This is a genomic window from Variovorax sp. IB41 (genome assembly GCF_016405905.1).
In the GTDB taxonomy this organism is placed as follows: domain Bacteria; phylum Pseudomonadota; class Gammaproteobacteria; order Burkholderiales; family Burkholderiaceae_C; genus Variovorax.
Window position 1 is genome coordinate 114,202 of sequence record NZ_JAEFCB010000003.1, and the last position, 26,180, is coordinate 140,381.

Here is a 26,180-nt window from a genome sequence, read left to right on the forward strand (position 1 = left end):
CGCTTTGTCCTCAGCCCTTGCCGAGGACGACGGAGCCGATCAGCCACACGTTGGCCGCGCCGATCACACCGAAAAGGCCCCAGGCCAGCAGCTTCACCACCGGGCCGTTGGCAAAGCCGCCCATCATGCTGCGGCTGCTCGTGAAACGGATCAGCGGCCACATCGCAAAGGGCAGCTGGAAGCTCAGCACCACCTGGCTGAGCACCAGCATCTTGCCCACGCCGCCATCGCCGAACCACCAGACACCGAAGAACGCCGGGCCGAGCGCCAGCGCGCGCGTGAGGAGGCGCCGCTGCCAGCAGGGGATCTTCAGGTCGAGAAAACCTTCCATGATGATCTGGCCCGCGATGGTGCCGGTGAAGGTCGAGCTCTGGCCCGAGGCCAGCAGCGCGATGCCGAACAGCGTGGCCGCGAACGCGCTGCCCACGATGGGTTCGATGAGCCGGTAGGCATCGTCGATCTCGGTCACGTCCTGGTGGCCGGTCGCGTGGAACGCGCTGGCCGCGAGCACCATGATGGCCGCGTTGACCAGGAGCGCGAGAGACAGCGACACCACCGCGTCGAGCGTGCAGAAGCGCACCGCCTCGCGGCGCGCCGCATCGGTGTCGGCGATGAGCCGCGTCTGCACGATGGACGAATGCAGGTACAGGTTGTGCGGCATCACGGTGGCGCCGACCACGCCGATCGCAAGGTACAGCGCGCCCGGCTGCTGCAGCCGCTCGAAGCTCGGCGCAAAGCCCATCGCCACGCCGAACCAGTTGGGCTGCGACATCGCGAGCTCCACGATGAAGCAGCCCGCGATGGTGCCCACCAGCCCGAGCACGATGGCCTCCACGCGCCGGAAGCCCGCGCCCTGCAGGCCCAGCACGAGCAGCGTGTCGAAGGCCGTGATGGCAATGCCCACCGGGATCGACACGCCGAACAGCAGGTGCAGCGCGAGCGCGCTGCCCAGCACCTCGGCGAGGTCGCAGGCCACGATGGCCAGTTCGGCACCGAGCCAGAGGAAGCGGTTCACGCGCGGCGAATAGTGCTCGCGGCAGGCGCGCGCGAGGTCTTTCTGTGCGACCAGCCCGAGCCGCACGCACAGCGTCTGCAAGAGCATCGCCGCCAGGCTCGCGAGCAGCACCACGAAGAGCAGGCCGTAGCCGAAGCGCGAGCCCGCCTCGATGTCGGTCGCCCAGTTGCCCGGGTCCATGTAGCCCACAGAAACCAGGAGGCCCGGACCCGCGTAGCGCAAGAGCTTCTTGCCGAAGGGCAGGTCCTGCGGAACCGCCACGCTGCCCTTGACTTCGGAAGGGCAGAAGGGCGCAGTGGCCGTGCGGGGGAGCGGGAAGAACATGCGCGCGATGATAGGGTGGGGCACCGGGTCTCGTGCAAGACCTGCGCCGCGGCGCCGGATCTTTTAGATTCGACGTTCGCACTCAACAACATCACAACCATCCGGAGCCATTCCAATGATTCACGTAGTCGCTGTCATCAACGCCAAGCCCGGCCAGCGCGCCCAACTGCTCGAAGCCTTCGCCGCCAACCGCGCGGCCGTGCTGGCCGAAGAGGGTTGCATCGAGTACGGCGCGACGATCGATGCGCAGGGCGTTCCTCCCTCGAAGGCGAGCTTCGGGGCCGACACTTTCGTCGTCGTCGAGAAGTGGGAAACGCTCGCCCACCTGCAGGCGCACGCCGTCGCGCCGCACATGAAAGCCCATGGCGAGAAGACCAAGGAGCTGGTCGAGAGCAAGCTGATCCACGTGCTAGAACCCGTCTAGGTTCTTCCCTTAGCGGCCTTCGCGCGCGGCGCGGGGCGTGCTACCTTCGCGCCGGGAGCAGAAGACATCTCGGACGAGGGGACTCGAGACATGGCGATCGTTTTCAGACCGCATGGTTTCCGCCTGCACGCTTTCGCCGCGAGGCTCGGCGCATGCGCCGCGATGCTGCTTGCGGCCGGTTGCGCGCAGCTCGGCGCGCCGCCTTATGCCGCCGACTACGAAGCGCTCGATCGCCTGGAGGCCAACAACCCCGGCAAGGTGGCGGTCGCCAAGGTGCAGCCGACCGACCCCAGCGACAAGATCAACACGCTGAGCCTGCGCCGCGCAAAACTCGTGTCGCCCAGCGGCACCTTCGCGCAGTACCTCGAAGACGCGCTGATGCGCGACCTGAGCGAGATCGCGGTCTACGACCCGAAGGCGCCGACGCGCATCGCGGCGCGCATCGTCGTCAACGAACTCGACCTGGGCGTGATCAACGGCACCGGCCGCATGGACGTGGAGGTCACCGTCACGCGCGATGCGGCGCAGAAGCTGCGCAAGACCTACCGCGGCGAGATCGCCTTCGATTCGAGCTACGCGAACATCGTGGCGGTGCCCGCCGGGCAGGCCGCGTATCCGAGGCTGGTGCGCGCGCTGCTGCGGCAGATGTATGCCGATCCGCAATTCGTCGCGGCCATCGCCACGTCAGCGCCATAAAGCCGGAGAAGCACCATGTCGTTTCTTCTTTCTTCTCCGATGCCCCGCCTGGCTGCCGCGCTGGCAACCGCTGCCCTCCTGGCCGGCTGCTCCCACCCGATCACGATGATCACGGAGACGGCGCCGCCGCGCTCCGTCGCACACCTTATCCCGAAGAAGGTCGCGTATGTGATGACCGATGCGCAGCGCGACCTGCAGGTCACGACCGCCGGCGGCAGCGGCGACCGCGTGAGCTACTACCCGTACCGCGACCTGGAAAAATCCATCCGTGATGCGCTGCGCGGGGTCTACCGCAACGTGATCGTCGTTCGCACCGCGAGCGATGCGAAGGCCAACGAAGCAGCGGGCGTCTCGCTGGTGTTCACGCCGCAGATCAAGACGGATTCGAGCTCGTCCTCATGGGTCACCTGGCCGCCCACTGCGTTCACGGCCGAGGTGTCGTGCGTGGTGACGGACGCCGCGGGCGCCGAGGTCACGCGTGTGCGCGCGAGCGGCAACGGCACGGCGGAATTCGGCGAGTTCAATGGCGACTACGGGCTGGCCGCGCGACGTGCGGCCAGGCAGATGACTTCGCAGCTGAGCAGCGAGATTCGGAGGAACGAGAAGCTGCGCTGAGTGCGTTGCCGCGTCGGGCCCAGCGGCAGTCTGTGTGACGAAATACCGCGCTTCGGTCGTAGCACCGTGTTACCGTTCCGTCTCCAAAACAACCCATAGAGGAGGAGAGCGTGACAGTAACTCGCATGCATGGATTTGCCTTCTGCGCCTTGGCCGTCCTGGCCACAGGGTGCGCACAGTTGAAGGCACCGCCCTACGCGGCGGACTACGAAGCCCTTGACCGGCTCAAGGCAAGCAAGCCGGCCCCCGTGGCAGTGGTCAAGGTGCAGCCGACCGATCCGAACGATCCGGTCAACAACCTCTCGCTGCGCGGCGCGCGCCTGATTTCGCCCAGCGGCACATTCGCCAAGTATCTCGAGGACGCGCTGGTGAATGACCTCAAGGAAGTGTCGGCGTACGACGCGAAATCGCGCACGCGAATCGACGCACGCATCCTCAACAACGAGATCAGCGTGGGGAACATCGTCACCGGCACAGGTGTGATGGAGGTCCAGATCGAGGTCACGCGCGAAGGTGTGCAGCGCCTGAAGAAAACCTACAAGGCGAACACCAGCTTCGAGTCGAGCTTCGCGGGCATTGTGGCCATCCCTGCAGGGCAGGCCGCCTACTCGGATCTCGTGCGCACGCTGCTGCGGCAGGTGTATGCCGACCCCCAGTTCGCCACCGCCCTCGCTTCCTAAAAAAACAGAACCCGGAGAAGAAATTTCATGTCCATCGTTTCCAGAATCCTTCGCGTCGCCACGGCGTTCGCTGTGGTGGCCGTGCTCGCAGGCTGCGCGCATCCCATCAATGTCGGCACCGACACCTCGCCGCCGCGCGTGGAAGCCAACCTGATCCAAAAGAAGGTGGCCTACACCATGACCGACGCCCAGCGTGCCCTGCAGGCCGTGACGCCAGGCGGCGGCGGCGACCGGATCAGCTACTACCCGTACCGTGACCTGGAGAAGTCGATCCGCGATGCGCTGCGCGCGGTCTACCAGGACGTGGTTGTCCTCAAGTCCACCGCGGACGCCGGTGCCGTCCAGACGTCGGGCGCCTCGCTTGTGTTCACGCCCGAGATCAAGACCGATTCGGGCTCGCCGTCGCCCTTCACCTGGCCGCCCACGTACTTCACGACCGAGGTGTCGTGCGTCGTGACCGACCCGTCGGGCGCCGAGATCACCCGCGTCAAGGCATCGGGCCGGGGAGAAGCGGAGTTCAGCGAGTTCAAGGGCGAGTTCGGTCTCTCCGCAAAGCGCGCTGCGACCAAGGTGGCCACCGAGCTCAGCAGCGAGATCGCCAGGAACGAGAAGCTGCGCTGAGCGGCCCTGTCATCCGACCCATGAAAAAACGCGCCCGAGGGCGCGTTTTTCATTGAAGCCGCGAAGCCTTACTTCGACACGACCTTCACCATCTCCAGGCACTTGTTCGAGTAGCCCCATTCGTTGTCGTACCAGCTCACGAGCTTCACGAAAGTGCTGTCCAGCGCGATGCCGGCTTCGGCGTCGAAGATCGAGGTGCGCGGGTCGCCGCGGAAGTCGGTGGCCACCACCTTGTCTTCGGTGTAGCCCAGCACGCCATTGAGCGCGCCTTCGCTCTGTGCCTTCATTTCGGCGCAGATTTCCTTGTACGTGGCTTCCTTCTCGAGCTCGACCACGAGGTCGACCACCGACACGTCGGAGGTCGGCACGCGAAAGCTCATGCCCGTGAGCTTCTTGTTGAGCTCGGGGATCACCACGCCCACGGCCTTGGCGGCGCCGGTGCTCGAGGGAATGATGTTTTCCAGGATGCCGCGGCCGCCGCGCCAGTCCTTGTTGCTCGGGCCGTCGACGGTCTTCTGCGTGGCGGTGGCGGCGTGCACGGTGGTCATCAGGCCGCGCTTGATGCCCCACTTGTCGTGCAGCACCTTGGCCAGCGGCGCCAGGCAGTTGGTGGTGCAGCTGGCGTTGCTGATGATGGCTTCGCCGGCGTACTTCTTGTCGTTCACGCCGTAGACGAACATGGGGGTGTCGTCCTTGGACGGTGCCGAAAGAATCACCTTCTTGGCGCCCGCGTCGATATGCTTTTGCGCCGTTTCCTTCGTGAGGAAGAGGCCGGTCGATTCGAGCACGACGTCGGCACCGACTTCGTTCCACTTGAGCTGCGACGGGTCGCGCTCTTGCGTGAGGCGAATCTTCTTGCCGTTGACGATCAGCGTGTTGCCTTCGACCGTCACTTCGCCCTTGAAGCGGCCATGCACCGAGTCGTACTGGAGCATGTAGGCGAGGTAATCGGGCTCGAGCAAGTCGTTGATGGCAACGATCTCGATGTCGTTCTTGAAGTTCTGCACCGCTGCGCGCAGCACGTTGCGACCGATGCGGCCGAAGCCGTTGATACCGAGTTTGATAGCCATCTGACTTGCTCCTAAGGTTGAAAAATTCGTGATCGGACGGGAAGAAGAACGCCGGGGACGATCAGTCCCGCAGAGCGGCTTCCACGGTGGCGGCGACGTTCTCTGCCGTGAATCCGAAATACTTGAACAGCTCCGGTGCCGGTGCCGATTCGCCGTACGTGTCGATGCCCACGACGGCCGCGCAGCCGTACTTCCACCAGCCGCCGGTGCAGCCCATCTCGACGGCGATGCGCGGGATCTTCTTGGGCAGCACGGCCTTCTTGTAGGCGACGTCCTGGCGGTCGAAGGTGGTGGTCGAGGGCATCGACACCACGCGCACGGCGATCTTCTTGTCGGCCAGGAGCTTCTGGGCGGCCAGCGCGAGCGGCACTTCGGAGCCGGTGGCGATGATGACGGCGGCGGTCTTCTTGCTCTTGAGGCCCACGGTCTCGGGCTCGGACAGCACATAGGCGCCGCGGCTGATGTCGCCCAGTTCCTTCTTCGGCGCGTAGGCGATGTTCTGGCGGCTCAAGAGCAGCGCGGTCGGGCGCGACTGGTTCTGCAGCGCCACGGCCCAGGCCACGGCGGTTTCGGCCGTGTCGCCCGGACGCCAGACGTCCAGGTTCGGAATCAGGCGCAGCGACGCGGCGTGTTCGATCGACTGGTGCGTCGGGCCGTCTTCGCCCAGGCCGATGGAGTCGTGCGTGAACACGTGGATCACGCGGCGCTTCATGAGCGCGGCCATGCGGATGGCGTTGCGGCTGTAGTCGCTGAAGGTGAGGAAGGTGCCGCCGTAGGGGATGTAGCCGCCATGCAGCGCCACGCCGTTCATGATGGCGGCCATGCCGAATTCGCGCACGCCGTAGTTGATGTGGCGGCCGATGGTGCCGTGCGGTGCTTCGGCGGGGGCTTCGGGCTTGGCTTCGTCTTCGGCGCCTTGCTTGGGCGGCACGGCCGGCACGTTCATGACCACGGCGCCGGTCTTCGCATCGAAGCGGAGCGCCGCGGTGCTCTTGGTGTTGGTGAGGTTCGAGCCGGTCAGGTCGGCGCTGCCGCCGAGCATTTCGGGCAGCGCCGCCGTGAAGGCTTCCAGCGCGAGCTGGCTGGCCTTGCGGCTGGCGACGGTCTCGCCCTTGGTGTGGGCGGCGACCACGGTGTCGAACGCGACCTGGTGGAAGTTCTTGGGCAGCTCGCCCTTCATGCGGCGGGTGAACTCGCCGGCCAGGTCGGGGAAGGCCACGGCATAGGCGGCGAACTTCTCGTTCCAGGCGGCTTCGGTCTTGGCGCCGGCGTCCTTGTGGTCCCAGTCGGCGTACACCTCGGCCGGGATCTCGAAGGGCGCGTAGTGCCAGTCGATCGCGTCGCGGGTGAGCTTGATTTCTTCGGCGCCCAGCGCCTCGCCGTGCGCCTTGGAGGTGCCGGCGCGGTTCGGGCTGCCCTTGCCGATGACGGTCTTGCAGTTGATGAGCGTGGGCTTGTCCGTCGACTGCTTGGCCTTGGCGATGGCCTTGGACACGGCCTTGGCGTCGTTGCCGTCGATCGGGCCGATCACGTGCCAGCCATAGGCGTGGAAGCGCTCGGCGACGTTGTCGATGTACCAGGGCTTGACCTGGCCGTCGATGCTGATGCCGTTGTCGTCGTACAGCGCGATCAGCTTGTTCAGGTGCCAGGCGCCAGCCAGGGCGCAGGCTTCGTGGCTGATGCCTTCCATCATGCAACCGTCGCCCAGGAACGCGTAGGTGTGGTGGTCGACGATGTCGTGGCTCTTGCGGTTGAATTCGGCCGCGAGCAGCTTCTCGGCGAGCGCGAAGCCGACCGCGTTGGTGATGCCCTGGCCCAGCGGGCCGGTGGTGGTTTCCACACCGGGGGTCACGTCGATCTCGGGGTGGCCGGCGGTCTTGCTGTGCAGCTGGCGGAAGTGCTTGAGCTCTTCCATCGGCAGGTTGTAGCCCGTGAGGTGCAGCACCGAATACAGCAGCATCGAGGCGTGGCCATTGGACAGCACGAAGCGGTCGCGGTCGAACCAGTGCGGGTTGGCCGGGTTGTAGCGCAGGTGCTCGCCCCAGAGTGCGACGGCCATGTCGGCCATGCCCATCGGTGCACCGGGATGTCCGGAATTTGCTTGTTGGACGGCATCCATAGCCAGAGCGCGGATTGCGTTGGCCATCAGGGCGTGGTTTGCCATGTGCGGTGGACTTTCGGAGGGAAAAGGAAAGGTTGGGGGCGGGAGAACCCGCGATTTTACCGGGCGAGCCCCGGCCGGCCTCGATACGCCCAGAACACCCTTCCGATGTTCTCTTGTGCACCGGGCCGGCTGCTAGAGTTGCCACCCATGCATGGGTTGCACCTCACCGCCGATCTCCACGACTGCCGATGCGGTCTCCAATGGCTCACCGACGGGGCGGCCCTCGGGGCGGTCTGCCTCAAGGCGGTATCGGCCGCGGGGCTGCAGGCGGTGGGCAAGATCGTCCATTCTTTTCCCGCGACGCCGCAAGGGCCGGGCGGGGTGACGGCCACGGTGCTGCTGGCCGAATCGCACCTGTGCATCCACACCTGGCCCGAGCAGCGCGGCGTGACGCTGGACGTGTACGTGTGCAATTTCGGGGGCGACCATTCGGCAAAAGCGCATGCGCTGATGGAGTGCCTGGTCTCGCTGTTCCAGCCGACTCACAGCGAACGCAACGAGCTGCAGCGCGGCCGCATCGCAGCGTGAGCACGGCGATTTCTCCCGTGCGGGCGATGATCCTGGCCGCAGGCCGCGGCGAGCGCATGCGGCCGCTGACCGACGCCACACCCAAGCCCCTGCTCGAAGTGCGCGGCAAGCCGCTGATGCAGTGGCCGATGGAGGCGCTGGCCGACGGCGGGTTCACGCAGCTGGTCGTCAACACCGACTGGCTGGGCGCGCAGATTTCGACTCGCTTCGGCGCAACGCCCTTGCTGGACGGGCATGGCGCGCTATCGATTTCATATTCCGACGAGGGCCATGACTTCGGCGGCGCCCTCGAAACAGCCGGCGGCATCGTGCGTGCGCTGCCTTTGCTTGGCGAGGTGTTCTGGGTCGCGGCCGGCGACGTCTTCGCGCCGGAATTCCGCTTCACGCAGGCCTCGGTCGACCGCTTCCTGGCCAGCGGCAAGCTGGCGCACCTGTGGCTGGTGCCGAACCCCGCGCACAACCTCAAAGGCGACTTCGGTCTCTCCGCCGGAGGGCTCGCGCTGAACCAGGCTGCCGAGAAGCACACCTTCTCGACCATCGGCCTCTACCGCGCCGCCCTGTTCGCGCCGCCGTACTGCGGCATCCCGCCCGGCAATCCGGCCGGCGTGAAAGCCCCGTTGGCGCCGATCCTGCGGGCCGCGATGGACAATGAACGCGTGAGCGCCGAGCTCTACACCGGCCCCTGGACCGATGTGGGAACCCCCGAACGGCTTGCCCAACTGAACACCACGCCAAGATGACCTCCGCAGACACCACCACGATCTACGCTGAGCGCCGCGCGCGCCTCGCCTCGCACCTCGGCAAGGACGGCATCGCCATCATCCCGACCGCGCCCGAGCGCCCGCGCAACCGCGATACCGATTTCCTGTACCGCCACGACAGCTACTTCTATTACCTGACCGGCTTCACCGAGCCGAACGCCTGGCTGGTGCTGGCCGGCGACGGCCGCGCCACGCTGTTCTGCGCGCCGAAAGACCTGGAACGCGAGATCTGGGACGGCTACCGCCTGGGCCCCGAGGCGGCGCCAGCGGCGCTCGGCGTGGACGAAGCGTTCTCCGTGACCGACCTCGACGCGAAGCTTCCCAAGCTGCTGGAGAACCGCTCGACCGTCTGGTTTCCGTTCGCCATCCACAAGGGGCTGGAGACCCGCATCGACGGCTGGCTGCAGTCGGTGCGCGCGCGCGTGCGCTACGGCGCGCTGTGCCCCGAGGAGCAGCGCGACCTGTGCGGCCCGCTCGACGAGATGCGCCTGGTGAAAGACGCGCACGAGCAGGACATCATGCGGCGCGCCGCGCAGATCAGCGCCCGTGCCCACGTGCGCGCGATGCAGCTGTCGTCGCGCATGCTGCGCGAGGGCAAGGACGTGCGCGAGTACCACCTGGATGCCGAGCTGCTGCATGAATTCCGCTTCGGCGGCTCGCAGTACCCGGCGTACTACTCCATCGTCGCGGCCGGCGCCAACGCCTGCGTGCTGCACTACCGCGCCGACGCCGCGCCGCTGCGCCCGGGCGAGCTGGTGCTGATCGACGCGGGCTGCGAGCTGGACGGCTACGCGAGCGACATCACCCGCACCTTTCCGGCCGACGGCAAGTTCACCGGTCCGCAGCGCGCGCTGTACGACCTGGTGCTCGCGAGCCAGGATGCCGCGGCCGCCGCCACCAAGGCCGGCAACCGCTTCACCGACCCGCACGACGCCGCGGTGCGGGTGCTGGCGCAGGGCATGCTCGACTTCGGCCTGCTCGATGCGAACAAGGTCGGCAGCGTTCAGGATGTGATCGACTCGCGCGCCTACTTCCAGTTCTACATGCACCGCACCGGCCACTGGCTGGGCATGGACGTGCACGACTGCGGCAGCTACGTGGAGCCCACGCAGGTGGGCGAGGTGAGCGAGCGGAAAGATCCGCTCTCCAACGAAGTCATCAAGAACCGCCCGAGCCGCATCCTGCAGCCGGGCATGGTGCTCACGCTGGAGCCGGGCATCTACGTGCGGCCCGCCGAGGGCGTGCCCGAGCAGTTCCACAACATCGGCATCCGCATCGAGGACGACGCGATCGTCACGGCCACAGGCTGCGAACTCATTTCGCGCGGCGTGCCGGTGAAGGCGGACGAGATCGAGGCGTTGATGCGGGCTTGACGGCGCGCTGCGACACCGGCGGCGGCGCATGCCGTGCCTGCAGGAAGTCGATGAACACCCGCAGCTTGCGCGGCACCTGCGCGCGGCTCGGGTGATAGAGATAGAAGCCCGGAAAGGTCGGCCACCAGGGCTCCAGCAGCGGCACGAGGCGGCCGCTCTCGAAGTCGGCGCGCACCGCGTCCTCGAACGCCACCATGATTCCCGCGCCCGAACGCGCGGCCGCCAGCAGCACGTCGCTGTCGTTGCTGACCAGCGGCCCGGCCACCTCGACATCGAGCGCGCGGCCGTCCTGTGCGTATTCCCACCGGTAGAGGCCGCCCGTGGTCAGGCGGTAGTTCAGGCACTGGTGCGCGCGCAGGTCCTCGGGTGACCTGGGCAGCGTGCGGCCCGCGAGGTAGCGCGGCGATGCGAAGGTCACCATGCGCTGCGGCCCGCCCACGGGCACGGCCACCACGTGCTGCGCCAGGCTCTCGCCGAGCCGGATGCCTGCGTCGAAGCCGCCTTCCACCAGGTCGACCATGCGGTTGTCGCAGACCAGCTCGATCGTGATGTCGGGATAGGCCTGCGCGAAGTCGCCGAAGTGCGGATAGAGCAGCAGCTCGGCCGACACGCGCGCGGCATTCAGGCGCAGCAGGCCGGCCGGCTTGTCGCGCGCCTCGTCGATGCCCTCCACCGCCTGCGCCAGCGCGTCCAGCCCCGGCGCCGCGCCCGCGAGGAATTGCTGGCCCAGTTCGGTGACGCCGACGCGCCGCGTGGTGCGATCCAGGAGGCGCACGCCCAGGCGTTGCTCGAGCGTGCGCACGGTCTGCGACAGGGCGGAGGGCGACACGCCCAGTTCCTGCGCGGCGCGCGTGAAGCTGGCGTGGTGGGCCACCCGCGCGAAGGCGGCGATGGCGGGGAGCAGTTCGGGCGACATGCCTGCAATTATGAAGACTGGCTTCACAAAGCATCCGCCCAGGCGGGCTTTTTCCGAATCAATGCCGGCACTACCTTCGAGGCCATGGCGATGCAGCCGCCTCGCCGCCCACCTCGAAAAGGACATTCACCATGAAGCTGGACAACTACCTCACCCTCGGCCGCTCGGGCCTGCGCGTCAGCCCCATGTCGCTGGGCACCATGACCTTCGGCCAGGAGTGGGGCTGGGGCGCCGATGCCGGCGAATCGCGCCGCATGTTCGACGCCTACGTGGCGCGCGGCGGCAACTTCATCGACACCGCCAACTTCTATACCAACGGCAGCTCGGAGCGCCTGGTCGGCCAGTTCATCGCGGACAGGCGCGAGTCGGTGGTAGTCGCCACCAAGTACTCGCTCAACATGCAGCCGGGCAACCCCAACGCGGGCGGCAACCACCGCCGCAACATGGTCCGCTCGGTGGAGGCGAGCCTGCAGCGCCTGGGCACCGACTACATCGACCTGCTGTACCTGCACATCTGGGACGACCTCACGCCCTTCGAGGAAGTGATGCGCGCCTTCGACGACCTCGTGCGCTCGGGCAAGGTGCTCTACGCGGGCATCTCGGACACGCCGGCCTGGCAGGTCGCGCGCATGCAGACGCTGGCCGAACTGCGCGGCTGGGCGCCGCTGGTGGCGCTGCAAATCGAGCACAGCCTCATCGAGCGCACCGTGGAGCGCGAGCTGCTGCCGATGGCGCACGAGCTCGGCCTGGGTGTGATGGCGTGGTCGCCGCTGGGCAGCGGCGTGCTGACCGGCAAGTACACGCGCGCCGACCTCGACCACACGCAAAGCACCGCCGCCGGCGTGACCGGTTCGCGCAAGGACGTGGCGGCCGGCAACGGCGCGCTGCATGCGCGCTCGCTCGACATCGCGGACGTGGTCGCGCAGATCGCGAAGGAGCAGGACCGCTCGCCGGCGCAGATCGCGCTGGCCTGGCTGCTGCACCGCAGTGCGCCGACGGTGATGCCGATCATCGGCGCGCGCACCTTCGCGCAGTTCGAGGACAACCTGGGCGCGCTCGACGTGACGCTCGACAGTTCGGCGCTGCAGCGCCTGGACGCGGTCAGCGCCATCAAGCTGGGCTTTCCGCACGACTTCATGGCGCTGCCGACGACGCAGGGCGTGCTGTCGGGCGGCGCTTCGGTGCGGCGGCCGGCGTGAAGCGGCTGGTGATCGGCGCCGGCGGCGCCATCGGCTGAGCTGCGGCGCGTCGCCCGCGCATCGCGATTTCGTCCAACCCCGTGCCGACGCCCCCGGCTTTTACTTCGCCTGCAGCAACGCCCCCACTTCAAGCAACACCAGCTCGTTGTCGTCCGCCTTGTTCGGCTCGCGGCTGCTCGAGAACGGCAGGTTGTTGTCGTTGCCGACCACGATGTGCGTGGCGTCGATCACGTCGACGTTCTCGATCGTGAAGAACGGAAACTTCAGCACGCCGTCGTTCAGCGGTTTGCGCGCGAGCTTGTCGGGGTCGGCGATGTTCAGGAGGTCGATGTAGCCGATCTTGCGCACCGCGCCGCCCACGTTCGCATCGCTCAGCTCGATCTTGTAGACGCGCTTGAACTTCGCGATGTCGTGGAAGCAGTCGGTGCGCTTCTGGCCTTCGGGGCAGGCCTTGTCGCTCGTGCCTTCGCCGTTGTCGCGCTCGATGATGAGACCCGTGGCGCCGTCGATCATGTTGAAGTCGCCGATGGCGTTGCCGTTGGCTTCGAGCGGGTACTTCCAATGGCGGCCCGTCCATTTCTCGGACGCCACGTCGAACTCCAGAACGCGCAGCGCCTCCTTGCCGTCGAGCTTCTCGTAGTCCTTGGTCTCGGCGTTCCACACCGGGCCTTCGAGCAGCGCGTAGAGCTTGCTGCCGTCCTTGGACGAGGCCATGCCTTCGAAGCCCTTGGAGCGCTTGATCTGGAAATCGACCGCGCCACCGGGCACGCCAGGCGTCGTCACTGCCGGATGATCGGGCGAGCGCACGACCTTGCCATCGACCTGCGTGTCGAACACCGCGAGCACCTTGCCCTTCAAATCGGCCATGATCAGGAAGGGACCGAACTCCTCGCCGATCCACAGCGCGCCACCCGCGAACTGGAAGCTCTCGGGATCGAAGTCCGACCCCGTCAGGTAGCGCTGCTTCGTGCCTTCGTGGACGATGCGAAACGGCACCTTCTTGTCCGGGTCGTGCAGGAAGATCGTGCTCAGGCGATTGAACTTGCCGCTCTTGAAGTCCACCTTGTAGTGGTTCAGGTAGAGCATGAAGTCGGGCGAGTTGGCCTTCGCGCCGGCGCCGTTGTCGGTGAGGATCCAGAACGAGCCGTCGTCCATCTTCTTGATGCCCGAGTGCCCCTGCAGCGGCTGGCCCTTGAAGGGCACCGAGACGCCCGTGCCGCGGCCGCCCGAGAGCCCTTCGACGGTGCCCAGCGACTCGACGCGCTTGCCCGAGGTGAACTTGCCGCTCGCCTGCAGGTCGGCCGGCGCGTCCTTGGGCGCGGCGACGAAGCTCTGCGCGGGCAGCACCGCGTGGCCGGCGAGCGTGGCGGGGAAGGCGGTCTGTGCGGCCGTGCCGCCGCAGGCGAGTGCGGTGGCAAGGGCAATGAAGGAGAGGGAGGCAAGACGCGTCATGAGCGGGAAAGTCCAAGTCGAAAACGCGTGACCATGCCGGCGATGCATGACGTGGCCATGACATCCGTGACGCCCGATGTGCGTTTGCGATCAGTCCACAAAAACCGTTCGGGCTGAGCTTGTCGAAGCCTCGCGCCGCGCTTCGACAAGCTCAGCGAGAACGGCTCTGTCGTTGAAGACCAGGGATGCGACCGCTACGGTGCGATGTCCACCGTCACTTCGCGTGACTCGGCGCGGCCCTGGTCGTCGACTGCGCGCAGCACGTAGCGCCGGCCCGAGTCGGCCATGTCGGGCATCCACGTGATGCCTTCGCCGGGCGACGCCTTGCCGATCAACGCGTCGTCGGCGAACCAGTAGATCGCCTGCGTGCCCGCGGCTGCTTCGGCGCGCAGCACGAGCGGCTCGGGCTTCTTCACGCGCAGCGTGTGCCGCACGCCGCGCAGGGGCGAGGTGATGAGCGGCGCCGTCTCCGAGGCATCGCCTCTCTCGCAGCCATCGGCCGGCAAGCTCGCGCGCGGCAGGCCGGCCTGGCGGAACAGCCGGCGCATGTCGCTGCCCCATTGCTCGACCACCTGCTGGCGCGCGTTGGGCTGCGGCCCGCACACCACCTTGCCGGTCGTCTCGTCCACCCACACCGCGCGGTGCAGGTTGCTGACCTGGATCGGCGACTTGCCGGCGATGAACCATGTCGTGGTGCGCACCGGGCACAGCGCATCGGGCAGGCCGCCCGTCGCGGTGCACACCTCGACCTGCCGCAGATCCGCCGGCTGCCGCGTCGCGACTTCGCCGGGGTCGAGCCGCTCGGCGCGCAGCGCATCGACCATGCGCAGGAAGAGCGGCGCGGCCGCATCGACGCCCACCAGCGCGGGGTTGCTCGTGCCGTCGAAGTTGCCGACCCACACCACCAGCACATGGCGGCCGAACACGCCCGCGGTCCACGCATCGCGAAAGCCCCACGAAGTGCCCGTCTTCCATGCGATGGCGGGGCGCGCGGGCAGCGTGGTGTCGGGGCGCGGCGTGTGGCGCAGCATGTCCAGCGTGATGAACGATGCCTCTTCGCTCAGGAGGCGCAGCGGCTGCGCGGGCCGCTCGTCGGGCGCGGGCTGCGTGTAGCGAATCGGCTGCGAGATGCCGCCATTGGCCAGCGTCGCGTAGAGGCCCGCGAGCTCCTCGGGCGTGACCTCGCCACCGCCCAGCACCAGTGCGAGGCCGTAGTGCGATTCGCTCTGCAGCTTCTGCACGCCCGCGAGCCGCATGAAGTCGTAGAGCCCGGGTTTCGAGAGCTTCGCGGCGATGGCCACCGCGGGGATGTTGCGGCTGCGGATCAATGCCTCCTGCGCGGGCAGGGGGCCGGCGAAGCGATGGTCGAAGTTCTCGGGCGTGTAGGGGCCGAACGATGTCGGCGCGTCCTTGAGCATGGTCTTCGGATGCAGCAGCCCCTGGTCGAGCGCGAGCGCATAGATGAAGGGCTTGAGCGTGGAGCCCGGCGAGCGCTTGGCCTGCGTGCCGTTGACCTGCCCGGCGATCGCATCGTTGTGCCAATCGGCCGAGCCGATCAGCGCGCGCACCTGCATGGTCGAGGCATCGAGCAGCAGCGCGCTCGCATTGGTCATGCCCACGTCGGCGTGCGTGCGCAGGTACTGGCCCATCACGCGTTCGAGCGTGGCCTGCATGCGCAGGTCGATGGTGGTGCGCACCTCGTTCTGTGGAGCCCCCACGCTCGGCACTTCGTGTCCTCGCTGCCCCCCGAGGGGGCGCCGCCCGCCTTGGGGCGGCCCGGCGGCGGACTCGCCGCGCTCCTGCGCGAGCAGCATGTCGGTGGCGTGCGGCGCGAGAAAGGGGAGGCTGCCGCGCGACTGTGCGGAGAGCGCGAGTTGCGCATCGGGCGCGTGCTGTTTCGCGGTCGGGTCGCGCTCGGCCCACAGCGCCCACAGCCGTTCGCGCGCCGATTGCAGTTCGGCATTGCGGCCGCGCTCGGCGATGCGCTTGACCGGGTTCTGCGGAATCACCGCGAGCGTCAGCGCTTCGGGGAGGCTCAGCTTGGCGGCGTCCTTGCGAAAGTAGATGAGGCTCGCGGCCTGCACGCCTTCGATGTTGCCGCCGTAGGGCGCGGTGTTCAGGTACGCCTCGAGGATCTCGCGCTTGCCGAAGCGCGCCTCCAGCCAGAGCGCCGCGCCGATCTGCGCGATTTTGCCCAGCGCCGTGCGGCTGTCGATGCCGTAGACGCGCCGCGCGAGCTGCATCGTGAGCGTCGAGCCGCCCTGCCTGCGCTCGCCGCTGGCGATGCGCCAGGCACTGCGCGCGAGCGCGGCCGGGTTGACGCCCGGATGCGCGTAGAAGCGGCGGTCTTCATAGAGCAGCACCGCATCGACCAGCGTTGGAGAGATGCGATCGAGCGGCACCCAGAGGCGGTATTGCTCATCGCCCGCGAGCGTGAGGCGCAAGAGCTCGCCGCCTTGCGCGTACACAGCACGCGAGCTGCCGACGGTTTCGCTCAGGGGCGCGTGCGGCCACAAGCGCAACAGCGCGAGCAGGAAGGCAACCGCCAGCGCCCACAGCGCGGGCTTGCGGAGCCTTCCCAACTTCACGCTGAAGCGCATCACGGTCTCGCTGCCTCGCGTCAGTTCGCGACCACCTGGAAGCGCGCACCCGCCGAGCGCGAATACACGCGCCGGTCGTACATCGCTTCGCCATACGCGGCCGGCACCACGAAGTCGCCGACGTTGGTGGCGCGCGCCTTGTAGGTCACTTCGAGCAGGTTCTTGTCGACGGCGCCGTAGAACACCACGCGGTCTTCGCGGATGTCGGCGTACTGCACCTTCCACGAACCGCCGCCGCCCAGGCGCTTCTTCCAGATCGGCGCATCGGCATTGGCGTCCTCATCGTCGCCCACGGCCTGCAGCACCGGCTCCAGCCCGCCGGGCAGCAGGTCGACCAGCGCCACGTCGTTGAGCTGCGCGCGCTCCAGGCTGCGCACGCGCACCCGCACAGTGACCTCTTCGCCTAGCCGGGCCTTGGTGATCGGATTGCCCTTGGCATCGAGCACTTCATGAAAGATCTCCAGGCCCTGGTTCACCGGCGTGGCGGGCACGTTGCGCTCGAAGCCCTGTTCGGCCCAGCTGTAGTAGAGGTTGAAGTCGCTGTCGTTCGAGAGCTTGAGCTTCGCCGTTCCGGCCGGCACCGCGGCGCGCGTGATCGGGTTCACCGCGCCCAGCGCGAGCGCCGCGGCCTGGCCTTGCGCGTTGACGCTCTGCGCCGTCAGCTTGCCTTCGACGTTCTGGCCCACCGCCTCGAAGTACGCATCGACCGCGAGCAGCATCGAGGCCGACGACAGGCTGTTGTACCAGCCGTCGCGCACCATCGCGCCCATGCCTTCCCACACCTCGGGCTTGAGCGTCTTCAGGCGCGAGGGGAAGTGGCGGCCCACCAGGTGCAGCGTCATGCTGTCGTGCACCAGCGGGTCGTAGTAGGCACCCCAGACGTTGCGGCGCTGCTTCTTCTCGGTGCGGGCGAGCAGGTCCGACCACACGGCGTTCAGCAGCTCGTTGGCCACCTGCTCCTGCTTCACGAGCTGGTAGCTCGCGGCGAGGTACACGGCGCCCAGGTCGTCGCTCCACCCTTGCGTCTGCTTGTTGCGCCAGGCTTCGCGCAGGTTGGCCAGTGCGGCCGGCGCGATGATGCCCTGGCGCGTGAGGAGGTACGCCGCCTGCGTGCGCTGGCGCCAGCCATCGAGCGACGTGTCGGCGCTGCCGAGCCAGCCCTGAAGGTAGGTGTTGGCCTTTTGCAGCAGGTCCTGCGGCACGGGCAGCTTGTGGTCCTTGGCTTCGATGAGCAGGTGCACCGCGTAGAGCGTGGCGAAGGCATCGGTGCCCGCGCCGGGCCACAGCGAGAAGCCGCCGTCGGCCGTCTGCCGTGCGCGCAGCTGCACGAGGTAGCGCTCGAAGGTCTTGCGCGCCTCGGGCATCGGGCCCTGCTCGGGGGTGCGGCCGCGCGCCATTTCCTTGACCAGCTCGGGGCGGCTCGATAGCAGCACGGCCGGGAAAGTCTGACTCGTGATCTGCTCGGTGCAGCCGTGCGGGTAGACCTCCAGGTACTGCATGAGGCCGGTCGCGAAGGCCCACGGCGCCGCCGATACCGCCACGTCGCTCTTGCGGAAGTTCGGGTACAGGTCGGCCTTGCTCGCGAGCTCGCCCGCGCGCTGGAAGCTGCCCGCCTGCACCATCGTGACGAACGGCGACGCGGGCCGCACGCTCACTTCGGTCGACAGGCGCGCGCTGAAGGTCTTGTGCGTGGAGGTGAACACCAGCGCCGACGAACCCAGCACCGCCTGCTCGCCCGGCTTGGCGCGCACGTTGAACTTGGTGCTCGCTTCGCCGCGCTCGTTGACCTTGAGCGTCTGCGTCGCGTCGCCCACCACTTCGAGGCCGCCCGAAGCGGTGAGCGTGAGCGCGATGGGCACGTCCTTGCCCGAGCCCACGATGTTGTTCGCCAAGCCCACGCCCACTTCGACGGTATCGCCCGGCGCCATCGCGAGCGGCGCGTTCGGCAGGATCACCATGTCGCCGCGCACCACGGTGCGGGTGCTCTTGGCGGCGGTGGTTTCGTCGTTCACCGCGACGGCCATCACGCGCAGGCTGCCGTTGAAGCTCTCGGGCACGGTGTAGCTGAATTCGCGGCTGCCGTTCACATCGACCAGGCCCGACCAGTAGGCCACCGGCTTGTCGCGCTTGCGCTTGAACGGGTTCAGGTGCTTGCCGAGCTCGCCTTCACCGTCGCCGCCGGGGGCTGCGCCCTGCATGAGCTTCTTGAACTCCGGCAGGATCAGGTCGAGCGTTTGCAGCGTGCCGACTTCGAGCGCCCGCTTCTGGAAGAAGTGCTTGAGCGGGTCGGGCGTCTTGTAGCGCGCCACCTGCAGGATGCCCTCGTCCACCGCGAACAGCACGGCGCGCGTGGGCTTGTCGCTGGTGAGCTTCATCTTCACCGTCTGGCCGGGCTTCACGAGTTCGCTGCTGGTGAGCTGCAGGTTCGCGGTGCGCTTGGCAAGGCTCGTGGCGAAGGGGATGACGCCGTACGACAGCGGGCTCATGTAGACCTCGTCCGAGGCCGGGTCGCGCACGAAGTGCACGTTGATGTAGCCGGTGCCCTCGAAGTCCTTGGGCAGCGTGATCTTCTGCACCGAGGCGGTCTTGTCGGTCTTGAACCACGCGTGGGCGTAGACCTTGTCGCGCTCGATGGTGATGAGGCCCGCGCCCACGTACGGCGCGCGGATGCTCACCTCGATCTCCTGGCCCGGCTCGTAGTCCTTGCGGTCGAGCGTGAGCTGCAGTTCGGCGTTGCGGTCCAGCGAGCGCGAGACGTTCGCGTTGCCCGCGACGCTGTATTCGACGCGGTTCAATTCCAGCCCACCCGCATTGCGCACCACGTAGGCGAAGTTGCCGGGCGTGGATGTGTTCAGCGCGATGGTGTTGCCCGCGGCGGCGATGGCCAGCGGCTTCTCGTCGATCACGATTTCCTTCTTGCGCGACTCGTAGCGGTACAGGCCGCTGTCCTGCTTCACGAGCACCGACAGCACCTTGCGCTCCACGCGCTCGATCTTGAGGTCGTCCACGGCCGTCTTCTTCGCCTGCGGGTCGATCGCGATCACCGTGGCGTTGCGCGCGGCGCCCTTGCTCACGTAGCTGGTGTCGCCGTCGACCTTCACGCCCACGAGGTAGGGCATGTCGCTCACCAGCGTCTGTACTTCGGCCGAGACGCTGCGGCCGCCCTCGGGCTCGAAGGCCTTGGCGAGCACATGCACCTGGTACGTCGCTGCATCGAAGCGCGAGAGGCGCAGGTCGAACTCGGCCTTGCCTTCGGCGCTGGTCTGCACGCTGCCCAGGTCGTCGACCTGCTTCTCGGTGGCGCGCTGCGGATCGAAGAAGGCGTAGTCGGCGAACGCGCGGAACACCGGGAAGGCCGGGCTCAGCGTGAGCGTGCCTTCGACCTTGCGGTCTGGCGCGGGCGTGCCGAAGAGGTTCTGCACGTCGATGAGCGCCTTCAGGTCCTTGGGTTTGACCCATCCCTCGGCGACTTCGCTGCTGAGCTTGGCGACGACCTTGGTGCGGTCGGGCAGGAACTCCTGCACCTTCACCGTGGTGCTGCCGATCAGCAGGCCTTCCACCTCGGGGTTGCCGGGCGACGACTCGCGCGGCAGGTAGAGGTTGACGGTGTAGTTGCCGGTGGGCGACGTGTCCTGCGTGGTGTGGGCGATTTCCGCCGCGCCGCCGGGGCCGAGCTTGAGCTTTTCGCGGCGCACGCTCAGGCCGCGCGCATCGATGATCTCGGCCTCCAGCGGCAGGTCGCGCAGCGACGTGGCCCAGTTGCCGGCCTTGACCATCATCGCGATGTGCATCGTGTCGCCCGGGCGGTAGATGCCGCGGTCGCTGAACACGTAGGCCGTCATCTGGTTCGGCACGCCGGCCGCGCGCAGGCCACCGACGTCGAAGCGCGAGATGTCCAACGTGCGGTCGCTGCGGTTGAAGGGCAGGAAGCTCAGGTCGCCGTCCTTGCGCACGACCAGCACCACGGGCGCTTTCTCGCGCTGGTAGCCGGCGAGGTTGGGCAGCTTGGCGGCGCCCGTGGCATCGGTGGATTGCGACGCGACGATCATGCCGTTGCGGCCCCACACCTCGACCAGCGCACCGGCCACGGGCTGGCCGTTGGCGATGCTCTGCACGAACACATCGCGCGTGCCGTCGAGCGATTTCTTGGCGACGATGCCCAGGTCTGTGACCAGCACCAGGCGCTGGTCCTTCTGGTCTTCGGGGTTGCCGCTTTCGGGATTGCCGTCGCCCTCGTACTGTTGCTGCTCTTCCTCGGGCTGCGCCTGGGTGGCATCGCCTTCGGGCTTCTTCTTGGCCTTGGGATCGAAGCCCTGCACCTTCAGCAAGAACACGCCGCGGCGGTCAGCCACGTCGCTGCGCAGGTACTCGGCGAAGTCGACGGTTTCGTAGTGCGCCTTGCCGGCGGGGATGCTGAGCGGGATCTCCTTCTGGAAGCGATCGACGAGGTTGTCCGACTGCAGGCCGCCATAGAACTGCGGATGCGCGAAGTCGCCGTTGGTCTGCGTGACCAGGTGCTGCAGCTGCTGCGGCAGCAGGCGGCCGATTTCCAGGCGGATGCCGGGCAGGTCGCGCACCAGGATCGGCAGCTTGCGCTCGCCCGAGAGCGCGAGCAGCGAACCCTGGCTCATGATGGTGAGTTCGGGCGCGAAGGTCTTGAGCAGGCGCACGTCCTGCCGCGCGGCGCCGAGCTGGTAGCCGCCGGGCGTCTTCAGGCCCTTGGCCACGCGCACCAGGAGGTAGCGGCCGCCCTCGGCTTGCGGGAGGCGGAAGCTGACCATCTCGGTCACTTCGCGCTCGCTGGCGATGGGCTGCAGGGTGATCTTCTTCGCGCGGCGCAGCACGGCGTCTGTCACCTTCGACGGATCGGCGGACCAGTCGAATTTTTCCTCCGGGTCGCCCTTGGCTTCTTCGGTGGCGGGCAGGAGCCAGGCCTGCACCACGCGCGCCATTTCGCGTTCGTGCACCGGCATCGATGCGGTGACGTGCATCACATGCTCGGGCTCGCCGTTCTCGCCCGTGACGATGGTCGGGTCGATGCTGGCGATGTCGAGGCTGAAGAGGCCGGGGATGTCGACCGCGCGCGAGATGTCGCTGCGCTGGGCGGGGCCGCCCTTCTGCGCGACCGCGCCGGACGTGAGGCTCAGCACGACGGGGCGCGTCTTCTCTGGAATGGGCAGCGGCTCGGACTGCAGCGTCGCGGTGAGGCGCAGCTTGTCGTAGCTGACGGTGAACTTCTCGCTCGCGCACTTGCCCACGCTGAAGATCGAGGTGCCGCAGGCCTGGTCATAAGTGAGCACCAGGCGCTTTTCGAACTCTGCCGTGTTGACGGGGTGCGAGAAGCGCACCTGGAAGAGCGCGCGCCGCACGTTGGCCTGCACCGGGTCTTGATAGAACTCCGCGCCCGCGATGCGCGCGTTGAATTCGGGCGAGGTGAATTCGTACTTGCGCTGCTCGATCTCGATGTGCGGCGCGAGCGCATCCTTCGCGAGCTGCACCTTGTAGGGCTGGCCGACCGGCCAATCCTGCGCGGGCAGGAATTCGAGCTTCTTCTGGCTGCTCCACGTCCAGCGGCCGGCGATGGCGGGCTCGATGGTGACGCCGGTCGCCTCCTGGCCGATGCGCGCGATCGGCGCGACCGAGGCGGTGAAGTTGATGACGACCGGGTTGGGCCCCTTGTCGTTTTCGATCTGCGTGCGCGGCGGCGGCACGATCTGCGCGGTCGAAACGACCGGCTCGACGCGATCTGGCGTGAGGCCGTGCCACCACTTCAACACATGCGGGCTGGCGAACCAGCCGGCGAGCACCAGCAGCGCCAGCACCACCAGCCAGGCCAGCCGTTGCTGCAACCACTGCAGTGCGAAGAGAACAAAGGCGCCCACGATGCGCAGCCACCCCGGAGGTCGCCAGGAACCGACGAGTCCGCGTGCCAGCGGCCGCAGAAAACCGAGCGCACGGCCCAGTCCGGTGAAGAGCACGTCGCTGAGCGACGCGAGTTTTCGATTGGCGATTTGAAGCATGAAAGCTCCCCCGGTGTTTTTGTTGGCGCCTGGCAGTCTCCCGACTGCCTGTGAAGCAATGGCGCTGTGTGTGAAGTCTGCGTGAAAACCGCACAGGCCCGCGCACCGGCCCGTCTCGAATCAGAACGAAAGCGCGGGTTTGTTCACCATGAGCCAGAAGACCGCGGCCATGGCCACGAAAGCCGGGTAGCCGAGCAGTTCCCAATAGCGTTGGTAGCGCGCGTACAGCGGCGGCAGCGGCATGGCGTCGTGATGCGCCCGCCCGGCCATCGTGGCCATGCGGATCTGCAGCCACACCACCGGCAGCCAGCAGATTCCCGCGAACACGAAGAGGCCCAGCGACACAGCGAGCCAAGGCGTCGACAGCGGCCAGCCCGCCATGTGCGCCAGCGCGAAGCCGGTGGCCGGCTGCAGGATGACCGTGGGCGTGGTGAACCACCAGTCCGCGCGCACCACCAGCCGGCTCACCACCGCCTGCGCCGGCACGCTGCCGCTGCGGTTGGCAAAGAACATGTAGAAGGCCGAGCCCAGCCCCGTGCCGACCATCAGCACGCTGGAGACGATGTGCAGCCACTTGAGGACGAGGTAAGTGTTCATGGCACGGAGCGCCGGTACAGGTGCCAGAGCAGCGCGGCGATGGGCAGGTTCTTGAGCAGCGGGCCCAGCGGATGCAGCCACAGGGCGGGCTGCAGAAAGGTCGCAACCGCGGTCATGAGCAGCATCAGGCCGAGGGCCGCGAGATAGCTCGCGCGACCGGGCCGCAGCCAGAGCGCCAAGCCGATGACGAGATCGGCCGCCGCACCGCCGAAGATCAGCCCCTGCACCAGCCACGGCGGCGATGCGATGCCGGCATCTGCCAGCACCTGGCGGCTCTGCCCATTCAATTCGACGATGCTGGCGAAGGCCGTGAACAGCCAGACCGCGACGAGGCTCAGGCGCAGCAGGCGATCGTCGTCAGCCGGTCGCGTCATGAGGCGGACAACGTCTCGTCGATCACGTCGGTCACCATCCCCCAGCGCGCGAACTCGGGCTCGAATTCCGGCAGCGTGAGCAGCCCGGCGCAGGCATGCGCCCCGACAGCGAGCGCACCGCCGCGCGCGAGCCGTCGTGCCAGCAGGATCGCGGCCATGCAGGGAATCTCGGGGCCGTGGTTGTCGTCGGCGGCGATGTGCCAGGCGCGGCGCGCTTCGGCGCCTTGCGCATCGATGCCTTCGACCCGCACCACCATGCCGCCCAGCGTGGTGCCGAGCGCATCGAACACGCCGCCCGTCGAGTGCAGCAGCGGCGCCAGCTTCTGCGGCGCGCGCAGCAGGCCGATGCGGTGCATGGACGCCATGAAGGCGAAGGCCTGCTGCGCGATGCCGACTTCGAGCGCCGCGCGGAACATGACCGACTGCACGCCCGCATAGCGCGACGGAAAGAGTTCGAGATCGGGGATGTCGCACAACGCACCGCGGCGCGGCCGCATGCGCGCGAACTGCACCTTCACGGGATTCGACCAGCCGGGCTGCTCGGTCCATCGGCCGTCCTGCCAGACGCGGATCGGCGCGCCGCAGTACGCGAGCACGCCCGCCAACGTGGCCTCGCCGCGCGGCGCGCCTTGCGCGGGCGCGATGCAGATATCGATGCTGCGCACGCCTTGCCAGCCCGCCGTGAGATGGTCGACCACCGCCGACGAGAGCGCCGGCACGGTGCTGGCGCCTGCAACGGCCGTTCGCCCTGCATCGCGGAAGGTGGTATCCATCGCGACGGGAAAGTCGCAGACGAAGCGGCGGCCATCCGCCAGGTCGATGTAGTGCGCGCCGGCGGCCGCCACGGCTTGCGGCACGCGGTAGTCCTGGTTCTGAAACGGGCCCGCCGTGTGGATGACGAGATCGACGCCCAGGTACCCCAGCCCTTGCGCGAGATCGGGTGATTGCGCATCGACGCGAACGCCGCGCGCACTGCCGCCCAGCGATTGCGCAAACGCCGTCGCGCGCTCCAGGTCGCGCCCGCCGATCAGCAGTTCGATGCTTGCATCCGCCGCCAGCGCACGGCAGATGCGCGCGCCGAAATTGCCGTAGCCGCCGAGCACCAGCGTCTTCATGCCAGGCTCGCGCCCGCGACGTGGCCACGCGTGAACGCTTCCTCGAAGATCGAGTAGCCCGACCAGTCCGCGTGCGCGAACGACAGGCGTCCCGCGATGACGCTGCCGCGATGCGCATCGTCCGGCGCGGTGCGTTGCGAGCCGATCTCGGCCAGCAGCCCGGGCCGGGGGATCGACATGGCATGGCCGTAGCGCGTGATCTCGATGCGCGTGGCAAGCGAGGGCAGGTCCGGGTGCGGCACCGACAGCTCGGCGAGCAGGTCGTCGCGCCAGCCGGTCCAGGGGCGCTCCAACAGCAGCTTGCGGCCGTCGGCGGTGTCGTAGCTGCTTGGGCCCAGCGGCCGGTACCAGCTCAGCACTGTGCCGCGCGGCGTGGGGTCGAGCGTCTGGTGGCGCGCATCGACGTAGCCCAAGCCGCGCGTACCGTAGATGACGTTGTCCCAGCTCGGCGCGGCGCCCACGCGGTCGGCCAGCGGACCGCGCAAATGCACGTTGGCCACCAGCCAGGGCGCATAGCGCACGTGCGCGGCGGCGTGCTTCAGCACCTCGGGCGCATTCTCGACCACGCGCGCAGCGATGAACACCGGCAGCGCGACGATGCAGCGCTCGGCCTGCCAGCGCACCATCGATTTCGATGCGGCATCCCACGCATCGACCTCGACGCCGCCGCGCAGCTCGGCGATGCGCGTAACGACCTGGCCTGTGCAGAGGCGCTCGCCGAGCGGCGCGGCCAGTTGTTTCGTGAGCCAGCCGTTGCCTTCGGGCCAGGTGAGCACGCCATCGCGCTCGGGGTTCGCGTCGTTGGCGCTGCCGCTCGGGTCGCCGGGCGCATGGAAGCCGTGCCGGCTCGCGAAGTAATGGATGCCGGCCCAGGCCGAGACCTGCTCGATGCCCGCGCCGTAGTCGTCGCGGCAGCAGTAGTCCAGGTACCAGCGCAGCTGCGCGTCGCTGAAGCCTTCGCTGTCGAGCCAGCGCGAGAAGGCGATGGCATCGAGCGCCAGCAGCTCGGGCGTGACCGCGACCTTGAGCGTCGGAATGGCGAAGTGCGCCGCGTGCTGCAGCGCGTCGATGCGCTGCGCGAACTTGCGGTACTGCGCGATCGTGTCCACGCCCACGCCGTGCATGGGCAGCAGGCCGTCCTGCCACTCGCCGTGGAAGAAGAGACGCTCCTGCGGGCTGTGGCAGAGGTTGCGCTCGTCGTACGCCCAGCGGCCCGCCACGCGCTGGCGCAGGCCCAGTTCCTCGAGCAGGTCCTGCACCTCGCGCGCGTCGTCGCCAGGCACCGGCAGGTAGTGCGCGCCGAGCGGACAGGCAATGCCGTTGACCATGCCGCCGCGCGCATTGCCGCCGGCGGTGTCTTCCAGTTCGAGCAGGGTGAAGTCTTCGATGCCCGCGAGCCGCAAGGCGCGCGCGGCCGCAAGACCCGCGACACCGCCGCCGGCGATCACCACGCGCGTGCGCTTCACGATCGCGGGTGCCTGGCTCCTGAGCGCGCCGTCGCGCATCGCATGGCCGCGCGCGACGTCGATGCCGGTGAAGCCGCCTTCGATGGGCGGCGGCACCTCGCAGCCGGCCAGCGCCAGGGCGCTCGCCGCACCTGCCACGCCGAGGAAGTCGCGCCGTTGCATGGTCTCGA

General features: G+C 68.0%; 20 protein-coding genes. 9 read left to right on the top strand and 11 right to left on the bottom strand.

Features of this window, described 5'->3' with window-relative positions; all coding sequences use genetic code 11:
* Window positions 1-10 precede the first annotated feature (10 nt).
* A complete protein-coding gene (locus JC881_RS09170) occupies window positions 11-1,339 on the bottom strand; it encodes an Nramp family divalent metal transporter (protein ID WP_198785625.1) in 1,329 nt (442 codons plus the stop codon).
* 115 nt (window positions 1,340-1,454) lie between these two features.
* Between JC881_RS09170 and JC881_RS09175 the strand changes: the two genes are divergently transcribed.
* From JC881_RS09175 to JC881_RS09195, 5 genes are all read left to right on the top strand, one after another.
* Window positions 1,455-1,763, top strand: coding sequence for a putative quinol monooxygenase (locus tag JC881_RS09175; RefSeq protein ID WP_198785411.1), 309 nt, complete (start codon window positions 1,455-1,457; stop codon window positions 1,761-1,763).
* A gap of 90 nt (window positions 1,764-1,853) precedes the next feature.
* Entirely contained in the window at window positions 1,854-2,459 is a 606-nt protein-coding gene (locus JC881_RS09180) for a hypothetical protein (protein WP_198785412.1), read from the top strand.
* Window positions 2,460-2,474: 15 nt separating this feature from the next.
* The gene (locus JC881_RS09185) at window positions 2,475-3,074 is read left to right on the top strand and encodes a hypothetical protein (protein WP_198785413.1); all 600 of its coding nucleotides are present in this window, start codon (window positions 2,475-2,477) and stop codon (window positions 3,072-3,074) included.
* A 149-nt stretch (window positions 3,075-3,223) separates the two neighbouring features.
* Window positions 3,224-3,754 (top strand): hypothetical protein, encoded by a 531-nt coding sequence (locus tag JC881_RS09190; protein ID WP_233101669.1) that lies wholly within the window; start codon window positions 3,224-3,226, stop codon window positions 3,752-3,754.
* A gap of 27 nt (window positions 3,755-3,781) precedes the next feature.
* Window positions 3,782-4,375 carry a hypothetical protein gene (locus tag JC881_RS09195; protein ID WP_198785414.1) on the top strand — a complete coding sequence of 198 codons (594 nt, stop codon included), beginning with the start codon at window positions 3,782-3,784 and terminating at the stop codon, window positions 4,373-4,375.
* Window positions 4,376-4,443: 68 nt separating this feature from the next.
* On the opposite strand, the gene gap is transcribed toward JC881_RS09195, so the two are convergent.
* Complete coding sequence (gene gap, locus JC881_RS09200; protein ID WP_198785415.1) at window positions 4,444-5,445, bottom strand: type I glyceraldehyde-3-phosphate dehydrogenase; 1,002 nt, start codon at window positions 5,443-5,445, stop codon at window positions 4,444-4,446.
* Between the two features lie 61 nt (window positions 5,446-5,506).
* Window positions 5,507-7,609, bottom strand: coding sequence for a transketolase family protein (locus tag JC881_RS09205; RefSeq protein WP_198785416.1), 2,103 nt, complete (start codon window positions 7,607-7,609; stop codon window positions 5,507-5,509).
* 147 nt (window positions 7,610-7,756) lie between these two features.
* On the opposite strand from JC881_RS09205, the gene speD reads away from it, so the two are divergent.
* The 3 genes from speD to JC881_RS09220 are packed head-to-tail and all read left to right on the top strand — an operon-like array spanning window position 7,757 to window position 10,271.
* Entirely contained in the window at window positions 7,757-8,137 is a 381-nt protein-coding gene (gene speD, locus JC881_RS09210) for an adenosylmethionine decarboxylase (RefSeq protein WP_198785417.1), read from the top strand.
* A gap of 26 nt (window positions 8,138-8,163) precedes the next feature.
* Window positions 8,164-8,877, top strand: a complete 714-nt coding sequence (locus JC881_RS09215) for a nucleotidyltransferase family protein (protein WP_198785627.1) — start codon at window positions 8,164-8,166, stop codon at window positions 8,875-8,877.
* Window positions 8,874-10,271, top strand: coding sequence for an aminopeptidase P N-terminal domain-containing protein (locus tag JC881_RS09220; protein WP_198785418.1), 1,398 nt, complete (start codon window positions 8,874-8,876; stop codon window positions 10,269-10,271). The genes JC881_RS09215 and JC881_RS09220 overlap by 4 nt, the downstream gene beginning before the upstream one ends.
* Here JC881_RS09220 and JC881_RS09225 read toward each other — a convergent pair.
* Window positions 10,213-11,187: a LysR family transcriptional regulator gene (locus tag JC881_RS09225; RefSeq protein WP_198785419.1), complete on the bottom strand. Its 975-nt coding sequence runs from the start codon at window positions 11,185-11,187 to the stop codon at window positions 10,213-10,215. The genes JC881_RS09220 and JC881_RS09225 overlap by 59 nt on opposite strands.
* A gap of 131 nt (window positions 11,188-11,318) precedes the next feature.
* Here JC881_RS09225 and JC881_RS09230 point away from each other — a divergent pair, with 131 nt between their 5' ends.
* On the top strand, window positions 11,319-12,386 hold the full coding sequence (locus JC881_RS09230; protein WP_198785420.1) for an aldo/keto reductase: 1,068 nt from the start codon (window positions 11,319-11,321) through the stop codon (window positions 12,384-12,386).
* 99 nt (window positions 12,387-12,485) lie between these two features.
* Here JC881_RS09230 and JC881_RS09235 read toward each other — a convergent pair whose 3' ends face one another.
* The 7 genes from JC881_RS09235 to JC881_RS09265 all read right to left on the bottom strand — a co-directional run bounded on the left by JC881_RS09235 (window position 12,486) and on the right by JC881_RS09265 (window position 26,172).
* On the bottom strand, window positions 12,486-13,838 hold the full coding sequence (locus tag JC881_RS09235) for an esterase-like activity of phytase family protein (RefSeq protein WP_198785421.1): 1,353 nt from the start codon (window positions 13,836-13,838) through the stop codon (window positions 12,486-12,488).
* 194 nt (window positions 13,839-14,032) lie between these two features.
* Window positions 14,033-16,438, bottom strand: a complete 2,406-nt coding sequence (gene pbpC / locus JC881_RS09240; protein WP_233101682.1) for a penicillin-binding protein 1C — start codon at window positions 16,436-16,438, stop codon at window positions 14,033-14,035.
* Between the two features lie 20 nt (window positions 16,439-16,458).
* On the bottom strand, window positions 16,459-22,458 hold the full coding sequence (locus tag JC881_RS09245; protein WP_198785422.1) for an alpha-2-macroglobulin: 6,000 nt from the start codon (window positions 22,456-22,458) through the stop codon (window positions 16,459-16,461).
* Between the two features lie 120 nt (window positions 22,459-22,578).
* Window positions 22,579-23,055, bottom strand: coding sequence for a DUF2269 family protein (locus tag JC881_RS09250; protein ID WP_198785423.1), 477 nt, complete (start codon window positions 23,053-23,055; stop codon window positions 22,579-22,581).
* Window positions 23,052-23,429: a DoxX-like family protein gene (locus JC881_RS09255; RefSeq protein ID WP_198785424.1), complete on the bottom strand. Its 378-nt coding sequence runs from the start codon at window positions 23,427-23,429 to the stop codon at window positions 23,052-23,054. The genes JC881_RS09250 and JC881_RS09255 overlap by 4 nt, the downstream gene beginning before the upstream one ends.
* Complete coding sequence (locus JC881_RS09260; RefSeq protein WP_198785425.1) at window positions 23,426-24,544, bottom strand: saccharopine dehydrogenase family protein; 1,119 nt, start codon at window positions 24,542-24,544, stop codon at window positions 23,426-23,428. The genes JC881_RS09255 and JC881_RS09260 overlap by 4 nt, the downstream gene beginning before the upstream one ends.
* Complete coding sequence (locus JC881_RS09265) at window positions 24,541-26,172, bottom strand: FAD-dependent oxidoreductase (RefSeq protein WP_198785426.1); 1,632 nt, start codon at window positions 26,170-26,172, stop codon at window positions 24,541-24,543. The genes JC881_RS09260 and JC881_RS09265 overlap by 4 nt, the downstream gene beginning before the upstream one ends.
* Window positions 26,173-26,180 lie beyond the last annotated feature (8 nt).